This window comes from Pseudomonas sp., from assembly GCF_046581935.1.
In the GTDB taxonomy this organism is placed as follows: domain Bacteria; phylum Pseudomonadota; class Gammaproteobacteria; order Pseudomonadales; family Pseudomonadaceae; genus Aquipseudomonas.
On record NZ_JAYGFK010000024.1, the window covers coordinates 46,337 to 62,494 of the forward strand.

General features: G+C 56.7%; 14 protein-coding genes. 8 read left to right on the forward strand and 6 right to left on the reverse strand.

Annotated elements, in window-relative coordinates; translation table 11 throughout:
- Positions 1-41: 41 nt before the first annotated feature.
- Complete coding sequence (locus VCA57_RS20675; RefSeq protein ID WP_411187133.1) at positions 42-968, reverse strand: LysR family transcriptional regulator; 927 nt, start codon at positions 966-968, stop codon at positions 42-44.
- Between the two features lie 84 nt (positions 969-1,052).
- Here VCA57_RS20675 and VCA57_RS20680 point away from each other — a divergent pair, with 84 nt between their 5' ends.
- From VCA57_RS20680 to VCA57_RS20695, 4 genes are all read left to right on the forward strand, one after another.
- Positions 1,053-2,330 carry a multidrug effflux MFS transporter gene (locus VCA57_RS20680; protein ID WP_411187135.1) on the forward strand — a complete coding sequence of 426 codons (1,278 nt, stop codon included), beginning with the start codon at positions 1,053-1,055 and terminating at the stop codon, positions 2,328-2,330.
- Between the two features lie 63 nt (positions 2,331-2,393).
- Positions 2,394-3,215, forward strand: coding sequence for a molybdenum cofactor biosynthesis F family protein (locus VCA57_RS20685; protein WP_411187137.1), 822 nt, complete (start codon positions 2,394-2,396; stop codon positions 3,213-3,215).
- Entirely contained in the window at positions 3,208-4,002 is a 795-nt protein-coding gene (locus VCA57_RS20690) for an SDR family NAD(P)-dependent oxidoreductase (RefSeq protein WP_411187139.1), read from the forward strand. The genes VCA57_RS20685 and VCA57_RS20690 overlap by 8 nt, the downstream gene beginning before the upstream one ends.
- Positions 4,002-4,772, forward strand: a complete 771-nt coding sequence (locus VCA57_RS20695) for an SDR family oxidoreductase (protein ID WP_411187141.1) — start codon at positions 4,002-4,004, stop codon at positions 4,770-4,772. The genes VCA57_RS20690 and VCA57_RS20695 overlap by 1 nt, the downstream gene beginning before the upstream one ends.
- Before the next feature lie 56 nt (positions 4,773-4,828).
- Here the strand turns inward: VCA57_RS20695 and feaR are convergent, their stop codons facing one another.
- The 3 genes from feaR to VCA57_RS20710 form a co-directional block, all read right to left on the reverse strand.
- Positions 4,829-5,785, reverse strand: a complete 957-nt coding sequence (feaR, locus tag VCA57_RS20700; RefSeq protein ID WP_411187203.1) for a transcriptional regulator FeaR — start codon at positions 5,783-5,785, stop codon at positions 4,829-4,831.
- A gap of 178 nt (positions 5,786-5,963) precedes the next feature.
- A complete protein-coding gene (locus VCA57_RS20705; RefSeq protein ID WP_411187143.1) occupies positions 5,964-6,548 on the reverse strand; it encodes a DUF3156 family protein in 585 nt (194 codons plus the stop codon).
- Positions 6,529-8,028, reverse strand: coding sequence for an APC family permease (locus VCA57_RS20710; RefSeq protein ID WP_411187145.1), 1,500 nt, complete (start codon positions 8,026-8,028; stop codon positions 6,529-6,531). The genes VCA57_RS20705 and VCA57_RS20710 overlap by 20 nt, the downstream gene beginning before the upstream one ends.
- Positions 8,029-8,480: 452 nt before the next feature.
- Between VCA57_RS20710 and VCA57_RS20715 the strand changes: the two genes are divergently transcribed.
- From VCA57_RS20715 to tal, 4 genes are all read left to right on the forward strand, one after another.
- Positions 8,481-9,809 carry a hypothetical protein gene (locus VCA57_RS20715; RefSeq protein WP_411187147.1) on the forward strand — a complete coding sequence of 443 codons (1,329 nt, stop codon included), beginning with the start codon at positions 8,481-8,483 and terminating at the stop codon, positions 9,807-9,809.
- 567 nt (positions 9,810-10,376) lie between these two features.
- Positions 10,377-11,864, forward strand: coding sequence for an aldehyde dehydrogenase family protein (locus VCA57_RS20720; protein ID WP_411187205.1), 1,488 nt, complete (start codon positions 10,377-10,379; stop codon positions 11,862-11,864).
- 402 nt (positions 11,865-12,266) lie between these two features.
- Positions 12,267-13,277 (forward strand): tRNA dihydrouridine(20/20a) synthase DusA, encoded by a 1,011-nt coding sequence (gene dusA / locus VCA57_RS20725; RefSeq protein ID WP_411187149.1) that lies wholly within the window; start codon positions 12,267-12,269, stop codon positions 13,275-13,277.
- Positions 13,278-13,318: 41 nt separating this feature from the next.
- Entirely contained in the window at positions 13,319-14,245 is a 927-nt protein-coding gene (gene tal / locus VCA57_RS20730; RefSeq protein ID WP_411187151.1) for a transaldolase, read from the forward strand.
- Between the two features lie 48 nt (positions 14,246-14,293).
- On the opposite strand, the gene rssC is transcribed toward tal, so the two are convergent.
- Both rssC and rssB read right to left on the reverse strand, forming a co-directional pair.
- Positions 14,294-14,776 (reverse strand): anti-sigma factor antagonist RssC, encoded by a 483-nt coding sequence (rssC, locus tag VCA57_RS20735; protein ID WP_411187207.1) that lies wholly within the window; start codon positions 14,774-14,776, stop codon positions 14,294-14,296.
- A gap of 8 nt (positions 14,777-14,784) precedes the next feature.
- Positions 14,785-15,969 (reverse strand): two-component system response regulator RssB, encoded by a 1,185-nt coding sequence (rssB, locus tag VCA57_RS20740; RefSeq protein WP_411187153.1) that lies wholly within the window; start codon positions 15,967-15,969, stop codon positions 14,785-14,787.
- Between the last annotated feature and the right edge of the window lie 189 nt (positions 15,970-16,158).

Here is a 16,158-nt window from a genome sequence, read left to right on the forward strand (position 1 = left end):
CCAGACGGCTTGTCTGTCAACGCCTGGCAGATCAGCAGAACTTAGTTGCTGCTGGCGCTGATACGCGCCTGACGCTCACGCTGACGAAGGAATTGCTGCAACGTTTCGACCATTACCGTGACCTTGGCAGGCTGCGCATCACGCCGCGCAGTTACCGCGTAAAGGCTTATCATCGGTGCCTGCCATTGTGGCAGCAGGTGTAGCAAACGACCGCTGCGCAGGTGTTCGCGAATCTCCGGCTCGGGCAACACGGCCCCTCCCAGGCCGTCCAGGGCAAACTGCTTTACCGCAATAATATTGTTAGCCGTCAAACGGCTAGGCATTTGCATCTCAAACTGCGCGCCCTGCTCCGTGTGCAAGCGCAGCAAACTGGGCTGAGTGTCAGTGCTCATCAGCAACCAATCCAATTGCTGCAACTGCTCGGGCTCAACAATCGGGGCGAAGCTGGCCAGGTAGCTGGGCGCAGCGCACAACACGTTAGGCCAATCCACCAGATGGCGGGCAACCTGACTAGAGTCAGGCAAGGGACCAACGCGAATCGCTAAGTCTATGCACTGCTCAATCAGGTCAAGGATGCCATCCTGAAACAGCAAACTCAGTTGTAACTGCGGATGGGCCAACAAGACCGGACGTACAATCTCGCTCATCAGCGAACTCGCCAAACCCGAGGGTGCAGCCAAGCGCAACTCACCCAGCGGAGCCTCACGGTATTCATTAAGTCGCTGACGGGCCAGTTCGGCCTGCTCCAGCACCTTTACGCAGTGTTCATGAAAGACGCGCCCGGCTTCGGTTAGGGTCAAGCGCCGGGTGCTGCGGTGCAGCAAACTGACATTCGCCTCGCGCTCCAAACGGGCCATCTGCTGGCTCACAGCGGAAGGACTGATGCCCAGCACCTGAGCCGCGCCGGCTAGCGAGCCTTTCTCCACAACTGTGGCGAACAACGCCATGCCCTTAATAAAACTGTCCATTCGTAAGACCTGCTTAACTTTGAAAACATAAATAGCAAATACTAGTAAGGAAATCTTGCGAATATCATAGCGGACCATTCACCCGTGCCGTACTTTGCCCGCGCCGAAGGCCTGTTAATGTCGACCCCACAGCCCACTGCAACACCGCGTTTCTGGTTTATCGCCCTACTGGGCATCCTCACTGGCCTCGATGCTGTCGCCATCGACATGTATCTGCCCGCCATGCCCGCCATGCAGCAATATTTCGCCACTGACAACGGCTGGATTCAGGCCACACTGGCGGTATTTCTGCTTGGCCTGGCCCTGGGACAACTACTTTATGGCCCATTGACTGACCGCTACGGACGGCGGCGACCACTGCTGCTGGGTATGCTGGTGTTTACCCTGGGTTCGCTGCTGATTCTGTTTGCACCGAACATTCAACTGCTGCTTGTCGGGCGCTTGCTGCAGGCTTTGGGCGGTGCCGCAGCCTTGGTGATCCCCCGGGCGATCATTACTGATAGCTATGACGGCCCCACTGCAGCACGCCTATACACCTTCCTGATGCTCGCGATGGGCCTCGGCCCGATCATTGCGCCGCCGATTGGCGGTTTGTTGTTCGAGGCGTATGGCTGGCATTCGATTTTTGCCGCGCTAACGCTGTTTGGCGTGTTGTGCCTGGGCGGCATCTACTACGGCATTGCCGAGAGCCTTCCCGTGCCGCGCCGCAGCAAAGGCTCACTGCTAAGTAGCCTGCGTGGTTACCGCCAGTTGCTCGGCCAGCGACAGTATTTGAGCTATAGCCTACTGGGCAGTTGCTTAACAGCGAGCATGTTTACCTATATCAGCGGGGCACCTTTTGTATTGATCGAACTCTATGGCTTAAGCCCCAGCCAGTTTGCTCTGCTGTTCGCCAGCAACGCTGTCGGCATGAGCTTGCTGGGGTTGTTGAACGCCTACCTGCTACGCCATTTCAGCACACGTCAATTGCTTGATGCGGGGATCGCCTTGCATTTGCTCTTGGTCGCAGCGTTTCTAATCGTCAGCCTGTTGTCCACAGCCTTTTGGTCGCCTCTCGCCCTGCTTTGCGCGAGCATCTGCAGCCTTGGCATGTTTTGGGGTAACGGTATGGCGCTGGTAATGGATGGCCAGCGTGAGCAGGCGGGCCGAGCCTCAGCGCTATTTGGCGTATTGCAGTACCTGCTATCAGGACTTTCTGGCGTCCTGCTGGGGTTGCTGAATGCCAGCACAGCGCAACCTATGGCCGCCCTGATGCTTGGCCTGGCACTCGCTAGCGTAGGGCTTCGTCTTCTGGTGGAGCCGAACAACCGGAACCCGCCTGCTTTGCTTAAAAACCAGCAAAAGACTCAACCATTTGGTTGATAGGCGTGGCCTGGGAAAGCCCTCACCATCAAGCCACATAAACAACCACACTGAGGTTTCCCCATGAGCACACAATCAGACTGGATCACCGTAGGCGCACTCGCAGAAGGCTTTGCCCCAGAAGCTTTTATTCTGCCAAACCTTGCCGACCTAGCCGGCAAAGACTTCAACCTGTACTTCGCCAATGGCTGGGAAATTGCCCACCATTTCGAGGCTGAGCAGATTAGCTGGGACGCTGCGGATGGCCACTCCAGTGGCAGCGCTGCCTACCGCGCCACCTCCGTGCGACCGGGCATTTACCTGGTCGACTTCGTTAAAAATGAGCACGGCCAGGACTGGTCAATCACCCTGGTGCTGGACACCCTGACCGCCTCCTTTACCGCCGTAATTGGCCGCTTGCCAAAAGAGGCAGACACCCAAGAAGGCCTGTACAACCGTGCATTGGCCGGCAAGCAACTGACCGGCGTGGAGGTCGAGTTCTTTCATGGCAGCCTGGATAAACCGTGGCAAGAGGGCGCCTGCCCGCATGCGCTGACCCACGAACTGGTCGGCCTGCGTAACCTGTATCGCTACAGTCCGACGGAGGTGTACGAGCACATCTACCTCAACGAAAACTTCTACAGCTGGCAGTGCATAAAGGGCGTAGAAGCCGGCCTGTGCGACACCGACCGCTGCCATTACTACAAGATCGCCGATGAGCTGTATCTGTTCGTCTGGCGCGAGAAGATCGTACCAACCCTCGGCCTGGTGATGATCGACATGGCCAACCACCGCAGCGATGGTAAGATTTTCGGTTACGCCGGTGACAGTTTCGACGAACTGTCCAACTTCCCGGTCGCGTCCTATTGCAGCGTGCTCAACCGCACCGAGTACCCCAATGAGTGAGCCTAAAACCATCGTCATCACCGGGGCCGGCACGGGCATCGGCGAGGCTTGCGCACGGCGCTTGGCTGACGACGGCCACAACCTGGTGCTGATCGGTCGCCGCCGTCAGCCGCTGGAACGGGTCGCCGGACAGATCGGCGGCCTGGTGCTGGTCGGCGATGCGGCCAGCGGTGAGTCCTGGAGCGGCTTCATAGACGAGATTCGTGCCCGCTTCGGCGGCATCGACGCACTGCTTGCCTGTGCCGGCGGCCATGGCCTGGGAACGGCTACAGAGACCTCGGATGAGGTCTGGCAGGCGGCGATGCACAGCAATCTCGACAGCGCCTTCCACAGCGCCCGTGCCTGCCTGCCACTGCTGATTGAGCGTCGCGGCAGTATCGTCCTGCTCGGCTCCATCGCCTCGCTGGCAGCCGGCCCGCAAGTGTGCGGCTACACCACCGCCAAGCACGCTCTGATCGGCCTCAACCGCTCTCTGGCACGGGACTATGGCCCCCTGGGGGTGAGAGTCAACTGCGTCTGCCCCGGCTGGGTGCGCACGCCGATGGCCGATGAAGAAATGCAGCCGTTGATGGCGCATTTCGGCGAAGACCTCGACGCTGCCTACACCCGAGTGACCGCCGATGTACCGTTACGCCGCCCAGCCTATGCCGAGGAAATCGCCAGCGTCTGCCGTTTCCTGATCAGCGACGAGGCGTCGATCATTACCGGAGCCAGCGTCGTCGCAGACGGCGGCTCCAGTATCGTCGACGTACCGACCCTGGTGTACGACCGATTGGGAGGTGCCTGATGGCCACAAAGTTCGATTTCGCCGGACAGACCGTGCTGGTCACCGGCGGTGCCCAGGGCATCGGCCGAGGCATCGTCGAGGGCTTCGCCGCCAGCGGGGCCAGGGTACTGATTGCCGACCTGCAGCTGGAGCCCGCGCAAGCGCTGGCAAGTGAGCTGCAGGGCAGAGGCTGCGAGGCGCAGGCGCTTGGGATCGACCTGGCCGACGAGGCGGCCATCGCCACTTTGCTGGCCGGGCTTGAGCGTCTCGATATCCTGGTGCATAACGCCGGTTACTTTCCGTTGACGCCATTCACCGAGATCACCCCGGCGATCCTGCAGCGCACCCTGGCGGTGAATCTCAGTGCGCTGTTCTGGCTGACCCAGGGCGCGCTGCCGCTGTTCGAGCGAAAAGGCAAAGGCTGTGTGCTGGTCACCTCATCGGTAACCGGGCCGCGCGTAGCCTACCCTGGGCTTAGTCATTACGCGGCATCCAAAGCGGGGGTAAATGGCTTTATCCGTAGCGCAGCATTAGAGCTGGCCAGCCAAGGCATTCGGATCAATGGGGTTGAGCCTGGGATGATCCGCACCCCGGCTATGGACAACCTGGGTGACAGCGACCTGAACGCCAAAATCACCAATGCAATACCACTTGGGCGTTTGGGTGAGCCCGAAGATATTGCCGGGGCCATGTTGTTCTTGGCATCAGATAGCGCCAGCTACATCACCGGGCAAACCATCATAGTGGACGGCGGTTCGACCTTGCCGGAAACCCTGGCAACCATAAGCTGAAGTAACACAACGATAAAACAACAAGCCCCGGTTAATCCGGGGCTTGTTGTTTGCACTCAATGCGTCACACGCATTGTCTCTTGTCTGCGCGCACGATAGTCCTTAGGCGACTGCTCAAAGTGCTTTTTGAATGAGCGACTGAAGTGTGCCGAATCAGTGAACCCCCACTTGTAGGCAATGGAGGTGATCGACTCGCTTTTTAGCCCAGGGTTGGCCAGGTCATCAGCACTGCGCTCGAGCCGAGAACGCTGGATATAGCGGCAAACACTATCCCCCTGCTCCTCGAACAAGCGGTACAGATGGCGCACCGAGATATTCAAGCGCCCGGCCAAACCAGTAGGGTTGAGGTTGGGTTCGGCCAGTGAGTCTTCGATCATTTTCTGCACATAGCTACGCAAATTTGCACCGTGCATTTTCTCGCTCAAGTCCATATCTGGCCGATCATGCGCCAGTGCGGGCTCCAGCAACGAGATAAAAGCGCTCATCAATGCCTCGCTTTCACCCTGATCAACACCGCTCTGTTCGCGACACAGTTGATCCATCAGCACGTGCAACATTTTGCCGCTGGCACGACTGGAAGAGATCCTTCCGAACTTGTTTTGCTTAGACCTAAACGCTAGTTCCACCGCACAACGCGGCAGGTGTAAGGAGACGTGATCAATTAGGCCAAAAGGAGTGATTTCACAAGCGCCCACAGAGTCCATCAACAGCAGGTCGCCGGGAGCCATTTCGATGCTCACCCCGCCCTGCGTGACACGAGAAAAACCACTGCGTTGGCTGATCAAAAAGCAGTGCTCATCATCCCCATGATCAGACTTGATCGAGGAGCGTGAAATAAGCCCTGCATTGGTGCGCAAGTGCGCCATTGTGAGCCCGAAATAACTACGCGAAAAGATCTCTCCAATAAACAGCGAACGGCTGGTTGCCAACTGAGTTTCGAAGCTACCGCAAATTTCCTTAAGCGCAGTCTGCCAGTCTTCCAGACCGCCACGAGCCACTTCTTGAGCACGCATACGTACCTCCGGAGAGTTATCTTGTTTTTGTTGGCTAATAGTTAACATGTTATCAATATTGGCGCAACAGCATTGATTGCTGTGAATAAAAGCAGGTTCTATGCCACACCGATAAAGGCGGCGCTATTAGCGCCAATAAAAAAGCCCCGAGGCTTCTGCCCCGGGGCTTAGTGCCAAATCAGTAACAACGCAGGATGCGTTGCAACGCCATCAGCGAGGCGACGAGCGCGTTACGCTGCTCGTCGCTAAGACGGATGTAACGACGAAAGCTGGGCATGCGGTTAACCACCTCACTGGCCGCCATATGCTCTAGCGTTACCAGCCACTGATCCTTCTCACGCTTGATCTGCAGTCGTTTGAAATCCAGGGGCATCAGCGCTTCATGCAACTCAGTGTCGTGCTGCAACACCTCAACCAGCGGTGCAAGGGTCTGCTCATCACCACTGGATGCTCGACAGCGGATGTCTTGCCGCTGCAGCAAGCCAGTATGACGAATATCAATACACGCCATACCTTGGCCTTGCGAAGCAACCTTGAGCTGAAAATCGCTCAGCACCAAGTGCATCAACAGTTCGGATTGCGTGCGCTCCTGCACCTCAAACGACAAAGTGCCGTCAGTCAGGGCGAATTGCCCGCGGCTAGGTTCCAGGGACACAAACTGCATGTCCCCAAGGTTGCGCCGCACATGCTCCAACGTCACCCCAGGGCGATATCCCGAGGGTGCCCGATGGTTACCGAAGAACTCAGACAGTTTTCGAAGCATGACCATAGAATTCATTGCTAGCGACGCCAAGCTCATTGCGAAACTCCTTTGCCAGTACTTCCTCAACCGGCACCGGACGGAACGGGTTGACCTTCTGCACAAACAGCGTCCAAAACAGTGCATATGCCGCAGTCAACCCGAGCATGACACCGAATGGAATATAGATATCGCTAGGGTTCATGCCCGGTGGCGTGATGTACCACATACCCAACAGAATGCCGATGCTGGAAACAATCTGTGGCAACGGAAAGAGCGGCGAGCGATAAGCACGTGGCAAGTCCGGGCGACGTAGACGCAAGCTAACCACGGAAATGGTCACTAGCAAGTACGCAGTACTCCAGGCACATACCGCTGCCAATACTAAGTTAAAGATTTGGTCTGTATTGCCTCCCAGCCAGGCGGCATGGGCGCAAGGCACAATCATAGCCGCCGCAATGCACACCAGCGGCGTTTTGAAACGTGGATGCAGATAGGCGAAAAACTTTGGCAATGCCCCATCCACGGCCATGCCATACATGATCCGAGGAATACCGGCCATCAAGGTGTTGATGGTGGCGGCACCCGCGAAGAGAAAACCAATACCGAGCCAAATCGGACCAATATCCCCCATCACCTGATGAGCAAATTGTGGAATTGCCATTGGCGTATCCAGCAGGTGCACACCAGAAGCTTCATCAAGCAACACGTTGGCGACCTGGCGTTTCATCGCGGCACCGTAAATGAACATGCACGAGGCTACACCGAACAATCCAAGCATCATGGCGCGCGGCATAGTCTTAGCCGAATTTTTCAGATCTGGGGCAAGCGGCGTAACAAATTCGCAGCCGACAAACATAAACATGGCCATCCCCACCAGCGACAGGACAGTGCTCATATCCGTGCCAATAAGCGACTCTCCAAACCAACCATCCAACTCCACCGCAGGCGCAGAGAACAGCCCCAGCAGACCAAAGACCATCAGTGTGGTCCACATACCGAAGGTAAGAATGACCTCAGCCCTACCGAACACGCTCACACCAAAACCATTGAGAATGCCGAAGACAATCACAAAGCCAACACCCAACAACCACGAACCACCGGCCGACTCAGCCAAGGTGTTGAGGTGCTCAAAGTTCACCAACGCCATTACCCCCGCAAGGATGGTTTCTGCTGTACCGGCAAACACATGAACAATCAGGTACGCAGCAATGGTGCCGGTGATCGCGAAAAAGCGCCCCATGCCACAGGATATGTAGTCATACACCGAGCCAGAGGTCGGCAGTATCGAAGCGGCTTCAGCAAAAGTGGTGGATTGCGCCAACATCATTACTAAGGCAATTACCATCGCGGCCGCAAAAGCACTGCCACCGATACCAAAACCCATGGTAGCGGTCAGAATGACCGGGCTGGCCATAATCAAACCGATAGTACTGGCGAGCGCAGTAGGAAAACCAACTGTGCCGCGATTCAAATGCTCTGCGAGCTTGTCGTTATTCAACATCTAGGCGGACCTCGAAAGTAGATGTTTGTGTTTATTGTGGCTTTGGCAGACCTGGATAACGGCGATTTGAATTACTGCCACCCCGACCGGCCATCAGCGTCACCACGGACTATCTCCCCCATGCGACGGCCAACGAGAATCAGCTGTCGCGCAGTTGCAAAACACTTTGCGCCCGCCCTCCAAGAGCGTCTTGACCATGCCTGCCGCTGTTTTTGTTGCTGCCTGACATCCCCCCTCTGCAACCTCACAACCCTTGCTCCATGCAGCCTAGCGCGCATCCTCTAAAAGGGTGACGAACTGTCTGCGGCAATCAAATGGCTGGCAGCCACAAACAAGACTTGCCAGCACCTCAGCATGACTAATAGCCCACGCTGCTAATAGAGCTGGCAGCGCAAACAGCTACCCGGATCTCTAGAAAGCCGGACGACCAACACTAAAGGGGAGAACAATTCATGGGATACCCAACCCGTTTGTTACCACTGGCCGCAGCCATCGGCATCGGCCTGGCTAACTTGGCCGCCAGTCAGGTTGCCAGTGCTTACGAGCTATACAGCGATGAAGATAGCCACCTGAACGCCGATTTCCTGGCCGTATATGGCTGGTTCAATAGTCGCAAAAACTACGATGGCAGTGCCGGCGGTTCGAGTTGGCGTGAGGGCTTTATCAAGTACGGTCTAAGCGGCGATCAAGGTCTTGGCGGAGCCGGCACGGCCTACGGCGCGTTCAATCTGGTCAGCTCCGGAACCTGGGGCGACGGTGACGCAGCGGGTCTTACCGACGGTTCCGAGCGCACCACTAAATTTGACGAAGCCTACCTAGGCTGGCGATCAGCCGATCTATTCCCGCTGCTTGGGGAAAACGGCCTAGATGTCTCCTTTGGCCGACAGATCATCAAGATCGGCGACGGCTTTATCATCAACGATGATGGCTTGAACTTCGGTAATGGCGTTGCTGACGGCAACCTGAATCGCGGCGGGGCGTACTATCTCGCCGCCCGTCATGCCTTTGACCGAACTGCAGTGCTGCGCATCGGCGGCGACCAAGGCTGGCATGGCAGCGCAATGTGGATGAAGTCCGACAACCGCGCGCAAGCTGAAACCGAGATGGCAGCCGGTACACTGGAGTACACCGCCGCACCTGGCACCCTGGGGCTGACCTATATCCACGGCATCGACGTCACCGACCAATGGGCCAGTGACTTCCAGAAACAGCGTGAAGGCATGGATATTTACAGCCTACGTGGCGCAGGCAATGCGGGGATAGAAAACGTCAACCTAGCCTTCGAATACGCCTGGCAAGACAAAGACGCTGGGGCCGAAAAAGCCTGGTATGCCGAAGCTGGTTACACCTTCACTGGCATGCCCTGGTCACCCAACCTGACCTACCGCTATAGCCGTTACTCTGAGGGTTGGGACTCGATGTTCAACGGTTTCAGTCGTGGTTATGGCACCTGGTTCCAGGGTGAGGTAGCCGCCAACTATTCCGGCCCGTACAACAGCAATAACGACGTGCACCATGTCGCCTTCAAAGTAACACCGCTGGAAAACCTGACTGTTGGCGCACTGTACTTTGACTTCAATACCCTACACGAGCGCGCAACACTCAACGTCGATGCCCGCGAACTGGATCTGTATGCCGAGTGGGCGGTTAACGAACACCTGATCATCAGCCCACTTATTGGCCTGTACAAACCGAAAAAAGACGCCGATAACGGCGGCAATCAAGTCGGTGGCAACGGCACCAATGTATACAGCCAACTGACCGTAGCGGTGCCCTTCTAGCCGGAACGCCAAACGCGCCGGGGCCTGGCTCGCCAGGTTCTCGGCAGGTCAAATAGCAGGCAAAAAAATACCCGCAGGGCTAAGCGCCGAGCGGGTCAATAAACTTTTCTAAAAAACCATGCCATGTGATTTTGGTAACCAGCCAAAGACACGCGCCCAGTGTGCCCGCCGAAGCAACATCCGGCTTGCTCGCCCCTGCCCTGCCTCTTGCACTTCGCTGCCAACGCTTAAACTTTTACTTAAGCGCAGGGCTGAAACGGTGCAGATCAATGCCCCTTGTGTCAACGAACCTGTGATGAAAAATATCTTTATCACTAGAACATCACGGGCATTGGCCTAGGCCTTGGTAATCCAGCCAGTTGACTTAGGCTGCCAGCTCTAACCTGGCAACTTCGCTCAGCCAGCAGAATTACTGGCCGCAGTATGAAACAAGGCAATCAGGAACAAGTGCTTTCGGCAGGCAGAGTCAAGCCGAAGCAGCAGGCAAACCCTAAGCTAGCCCAACGCACTTAGTGCCCTGCCCGACTTACTGCTCACCGATTTCAGGAGCCTGCCGTGACCACTCTTATGACCAAACAGCTCGCCAGCGTGCAAGACTTTCTCGCCCGCACTCATGGTTCTTTCATTGATGGCGAACAACGCCTAGCACCTCATGGCACCTCGCACTCGCTCTACAACCCTGCCGATGACAGTGTCCTGAGCCTTAGCCTGCAGGCCGACCCTGCGCAGGTAGACGCCATCGTACAGTCGGCACACCGCGCCTTTAAGTCCGGAGTATGGAGCCGCCTACCACCAAGCGAACGGGAACGCATTCTGCTGCGTTTCGCCGATCTGGTAGAGGCGCATGGTGAAGAGCTTGCGCAGCTGGAATGCCTTAACCAAGGTAAATCTATTCACCTAGCGCGCGCCGTAGAAGTAGGTGCCTCGATCAACTACATGCGTTATATGGCCGGCTGGGCCACCAAGATCGAAGGACAAACCCTTGATGTATCGATCCCAGTTCCCGCTGGCGCACGCTTTAACGCCTACACACGGCGCGAGCCGGCTGGGGTTGTAGCAGGTATCGTGCCGTGGAACTTCCCCATGATGATCGCGCTATGGAAGGTGATGCCAGCCCTCGCCTGCGGTTGCGCAATCATTATTAAACCTGCCGACGAAACCCCGCTCACGGCCCTGCGCCTGGCTGAGCTGGCGATTATTGCCGGGGTACCCAGTGGGGTGTTTAACGTGCTCGTTGGCAAAGGTTCAGAAGCCGGCGCGACACTGGTTTCCCACCCCTTGATCAATAAGCTGTCATTCACGGGTTCTACCCCAGTGGGTAAGCGAGTGGGCGTTGCCGCACTAGAGAACATGACTCGCTTCACTCTGGAGCTTGGCGGTAAGAACCCAATGCTGGTATTGGCCGATGCCGATATCGAGAAAGCCGTAGCGGGTGCCATCGGCGGCGGTCTGCTTAACCAGGGACAAGTCTGCGCAGCTGCTTCACGCCTATATGTTCACAGCAGCCGCTACCCAGATTTTGTCGAAGCACTGAGCGCCCAGGTAGGGCAAATGAAGATCGGTGCGGGCATGGACCCCGAAGCACAAATCAACGCATTGGTTTCCCGTAAGCAACAAGAAAGCGTACTGCGCTATCTGCACATCGCCCGTGAAGAAGGTGCGCAGTTCTGCACCGGAGGAGGCAAACCAGATTTGCCAGGCTATTACGTGCAACCAACGGTACTCGCCAACGTGGCACAAAGCATGACCAGCGTGCAGGAAGAGATATTTGGCCCGGTACTGTCGGTGCTGCCATTCAATGACGTCGACCACGCTGTAGACATGCTCAACGACAGCCGCTACGGCCTTACCGCGAGTATCTGGAGCAATGATCTAGGCCAAGTGATGGACCTAATTCCGCGCATCGAAGCCGGTACGGTCTGGGTTAACAACCATGTGCCAGTTGACCCCAACCTGCCATTCGGCGGCTATAAGCAGTCGGGCATTGGCCGCGAGTTTGGCAAAGCAGCCATCGAAGGTTTTACCGAAAGCAAATCGGTGTGCATCACCTACTGATGCCTACTCAGATGCGAGAGCCTGAGCGGCGCTCGCATCTCTGCCCAACAACACACAGTTCGTAGATTGTTTTGGCTCAATGATCTCCTTGAGGGTGACCGCCTTGCGAGCTACCCGCTCTAGCGCACAAGATGCCGCTAGCTCAGTCTCCCAACGCTTCAACCAGCCTTGGGCTATGGCCTTCAGGTCGAATGACTGGGTTTCCTGATAGACTATTTCCCCACTCCGCCGCAGCCGGATCTGCGCGGTGTACCTAGTCTCTCCGTTTTAGTTTCGTCGCTGCGTTATTGCCCCCATGCTTCCCTCAGTGCTAAACGCCCCTTTCGCGGTGCTTAAATTTAGTACTGACAGCGCAAAAACCAGTGAAAACGAGCAAAAACGGTCAAATATCAAGCGTGCGACATGCCCTTAGAATTGAACTCAAGCCCAGCAACCAAAGCACCTACGCTGTCCCGCCGCTTCTCCGTTGCACCGATGATGGACTGGACAGATCGCCACTGCCGCTTCTTTCTACGGCAGTTGTCGCAGAATGCGCTGCTGTATACCGAGATGGTTACCACCGGCGCGATATTGCACGGCGATGCACCACGTTTTCTGCGCCATAGCGTGGCGGAATACCCGCTGGCGTTGCAGTTGGGTGGCAGCGTGCCGGCGGATCTGGCGGCCTGCGCCAAGCTGGCGCAAGAGGTTGGCTATAACGAGGTCAACCTCAACGTCGGCTGCCCTAGCGACCGCGTGCAGAACAACATGATCGGCGCTTGCCTGATGGGTCATCCGCAAGTGGTCGCCGACTGTGTGAAAGCCATGCAGGACACTGTTGCGATACCCGTGACCGTCAAGCACCGCATCGGCATCAATGGCCGTGACAGCTATGCCGAGCTGTGTGATTTCGTCGGCACGGTACGCGATGCAGGCTGCCGTAGCTTTACCGTACATGCTCGCATCGCCATTCTTGAAGGTCTGTCACCGAAAGAGAACCGCGAGGTGCCGCCGCTGCGTTATGAGGTCGCGGCGCAGCTCAAACAGGATTTTCCTGACCTGGAGATAATCCTCAACGGCGGCATCAAAACCCTGGAAGACTGCCAGCAGCACCTGCAGACCTTCGATGGCGTGATGCTCGGGCGCGAGGCTTACCACAACCCTTACCTGCTGGCTCAGGTTGACCAACAGCTGTTCGGTTCCAGCCGCGCGGTCTTGAGTCGGTTCGAGGCCATGCAAAGCATGCGCGACTATATCGCCGCGCACCTCGCCGAAGGCGGCAGCATGCACCACATCACTCGGCATATGCTCGGTTTGGGACAAGGCTTCAATGGTGCGCGGCGCTTTCGCCAGTTGCTTTCCGTGGACATTCACAAAACCGATGCACCGCTGGCGCTCTTCGATCAAGCGGCGCAATTGCTGCAAGGCCGCTGACTCGGTTAATGTCGGTGCATCCGCAACGACAAGGCTGTGTCATGACCTCTAAGCTGGATCAACTCAAGCAGTTCACCACCGTGGTCGCCGATACCGGCGACCTCAACGCCATCGCCCGACTAAAACCAGTCGACGCCACGACCAACCCTTCCCTGCTGCTGAAAGCGGCGGCCATGCCCGGCTACAGCGCACTGCTACAAAACGCTATTAAAGCCAGCAAGGGTGACTTAGGTCTGGCCTGCGATCATTTTGGCGTCTCTGTGGGTAGCGAAATCCTCAAAATCATCCCTGGGCGAATCTCCACTGAAGTGGATGCACGCCTGTCATTCGACACCCAGGCCACCCTGGACCGCGCCAAACGCCTAATTGGTCTCTATGAAGAGGCCGGTATTGGTCGCGAACGCGTGCTGATCAAGATTGCCTCGACCTGGGAAGGAATCCGCGCCGCCGAGCAGCTTGAGAAAGCCGGCATCCAGTGCAACCTGACCCTACTGTTCGCTTTCGCCCAGGCACAGGCTTGTGCGGACGCTGGCGCATTTCTGATTTCGCCCTTCGTTGGGCGTATCTATGACTGGTACAAGAAGGCCGAGGGCCGTGACTTTGCTGGTGCAGAAGACCCCGGCGTACAGTCGGTCACGCGCATCTACAACTACTACAAAGCCAACGCTTACCAAACCGTGGTGATGGGCGCGAGCTTTCGCAACATCGGCCAGATCGAGCAATTGGCTGGCTGCGACCGCCTGACCATCAGCCCTGAACTGCTCCAGCAGTTGGCCGACGCCCAAGAGCCAATGCCACGCTTGCTAGCCCCTGGCCAAACGGCCGAAGCTAAACAGATACTGGATGAGAGCCAATTTCGCTGGGGTATGAATGAAGATGCCATGGCGACAGAAAAACTGGCTGAAGGCATCCGCCAGTTTGCCCGCGATCAGGAAAAGCTGGAGAAGCTGCTAACGGCTCAGGCCTGAATGCAAACGGGGCGCTCAATGAGCGCCCCGTTTGCTTAACCCTGTATATCAGTGATGCTCAAGGGCGTTGACCAAGTCGTGAAAGGCTTCGCGGTTGGACTCATTCAAGCCCATCAGAATCCGGTGTGCCTCGAGCACCTTGGCCCTGACCAGCTCTTCGGATTGATCCTGCGATGGCAAATCATCCAAACACGTAGGGCATGGCAGCGGCGTATCAACGATGTTGAACACCTGATCAAAACCCATCGACTGCAACAAACGGGTGATGTCCGCGTGAGTGGTCACCACCGTCGGCAGCAGGCCGATTTTCTGCCGCGACAGAATCGACAGTTTGGCCAGCAGACCAAGCGTCGTGCTATCGATACTGCGTGTCTCAGTGAGATCAATCACGATGGCTGAAAAATTCAGCGCCGTGAAGATTTTCTCGATGGTCGAATCCAGAGCTGAACACAGCGTCAGACGTACTTCACCGACGAATTTCAGGATGAACGTACCATCTTGTTCGGCGAACTGGATTCTACCGGGGCCTATCCCAGGGTTCATGCAAGGTTCCTGCTTAACACCAGCAAGGCGATATCATCCGGCATATCGCCCAGATTGGCCAGACCAAAAGCCTTATGCAAACCATCTAGCGTGCCGCCTGCTGAACTCACCAACTGTGGCAGAAAGGTTTCCTTGTCTTTCAAGGTGTCGCCCGGCAACAGATCAAGGATGCCATCAGAGAGCAACGTCAGACTGAAGGTCTCAGGCAACTCAAGTTCCAGGTCGTTGTATTCAGCCTCGACAAACAAGCCAACCGGCAAGCCACGGCCTTCCAGATAGCGAGCCTGACCGTCGCTATACAACACAGGCAACGGTAGATGGCCGCCGATGCTGTAGGTCAGACGGTTGCTGTCCAGATCAATCACGCCACCAAGCATGGTCACATGCTTACCCAGCTTGCAGTTAATCAGGCCGCGGTTAATGTGGCCGAGTACTTCAGACGGTTTGAAGTTTGGCAGGCTACCCACGCGGCGCGATTCGTACAGCAACCGCGTGGTCATAAACTTCAACAGCACCGTGATAAATGCTGAAGACGCACCGTGCCCCGAAACATCCGCGAGATAAAAGGCAATGCGGCTGTCATCAACGCGGAAATAGTCGACAAAATCCCCTGACAGATACAACGAGGGGATAATCTCGTGAGCAAAGTTGAGGCCATCAGTCTGCCACGGGGTCGCTGGCAACATATTCATCTGCACCTGGCGCCCGGCGTTCTGGTCTTCCTGCAGCAGATGCAGGCTGGCTTGCAGCTCGCGGTTGGCGGTTTCCAGCTGGTCACGGTAGCGCTGGTTTTCTAAACGCAGGTTGGCACGATCCAGCGCGCGACGCACCGAATGCTCAAGCACAGCAAGATCAGCCAGGGGTTTAATCAGATAGTCAGCGGCGCCAAGGCGCAGAGCCTCGACGGCATCGTTCATCACCCCAGCGCCAGAAACCACAATCACTGGGGTTTCCACTTGCAGGGCATTGATGCGACGAATCAACTCAAGACCATCGACTTGCGGCATGCGCAAATCACAGATCACCAGATCCGGCGACTCTGCCAAGAAGACTTCCAGCCCCTGCAGCCCATTGGCGGCTTGCAGCACATGAAAACCACTGTCTTCCAGGTAGGCGGCAAGGCTTGCGCGCACTACGTCGTCGTCGTCGATTATCAGCAGCGTGGCACTGGTTTTGTGCATGGGATATCCAGGCAAACTGCGCCGGGTGTGGGTTGGCTTATGCGTCAGGCCCCTGGCCTGCACGCGCGAACTCGGCTTGCATCAAGGCGCAGACGGTACTCCCATCCGCAATGTGATTCAAGCGTGCGCCAGTCGTCGCAACATACCTTTACACCTCAAATCAGCCAAGGTTATAAGAGTTGCAGGACA

Bases quoted from the DNA above. Each gene is read 5' to 3' on its own strand.
- feaR (WP_411187203.1), bottom strand. From the start codon at position 5,785: ATGCGTGCTCAAGAAGTGGCTCGTGGCGGTCTGGAAGACTGGCAGACT.
- VCA57_RS20710 (WP_411187145.1), bottom strand. From the start codon at position 8,028: ATGTTGAATAACGACAAGCTCGCAGAGCATTTGAATCGCGGCACAGTT.
- rssB (WP_411187153.1), bottom strand. From the start codon at position 15,969: ATGCACAAAACCAGTGCCACGCTGCTGATAATCGACGACGACGACGTA.
- VCA57_RS20705 (WP_411187143.1), bottom strand. From the start codon at position 6,548: ATGCTTCGAAAACTGTCTGAGTTCTTCGGTAACCATCGGGCACCCTCG.
- VCA57_RS20675 (WP_411187133.1), bottom strand. From the start codon at position 968: ATGGACAGTTTTATTAAGGGCATGGCGTTGTTCGCCACAGTTGTGGAG.
- dusA (WP_411187149.1), top strand. From the start codon at position 12,267: ATGCCCTTAGAATTGAACTCAAGCCCAGCAACCAAAGCACCTACGCTG.
- VCA57_RS20715 (WP_411187147.1), top strand. From the start codon at position 8,481: ATGGGATACCCAACCCGTTTGTTACCACTGGCCGCAGCCATCGGCATC.
- tal (WP_411187151.1), top strand. From the start codon at position 13,319: ATGACCTCTAAGCTGGATCAACTCAAGCAGTTCACCACCGTGGTCGCC.
- VCA57_RS20720 (WP_411187205.1), top strand. From the start codon at position 10,377: ATGACCAAACAGCTCGCCAGCGTGCAAGACTTTCTCGCCCGCACTCAT.
- VCA57_RS20695 (WP_411187141.1), top strand. From the start codon at position 4,002: ATGGCCACAAAGTTCGATTTCGCCGGACAGACCGTGCTGGTCACCGGC.
- VCA57_RS20685 (WP_411187137.1), top strand. From the start codon at position 2,394: ATGAGCACACAATCAGACTGGATCACCGTAGGCGCACTCGCAGAAGGC.
- VCA57_RS20690 (WP_411187139.1), top strand. From the start codon at position 3,208: ATGAGTGAGCCTAAAACCATCGTCATCACCGGGGCCGGCACGGGCATC.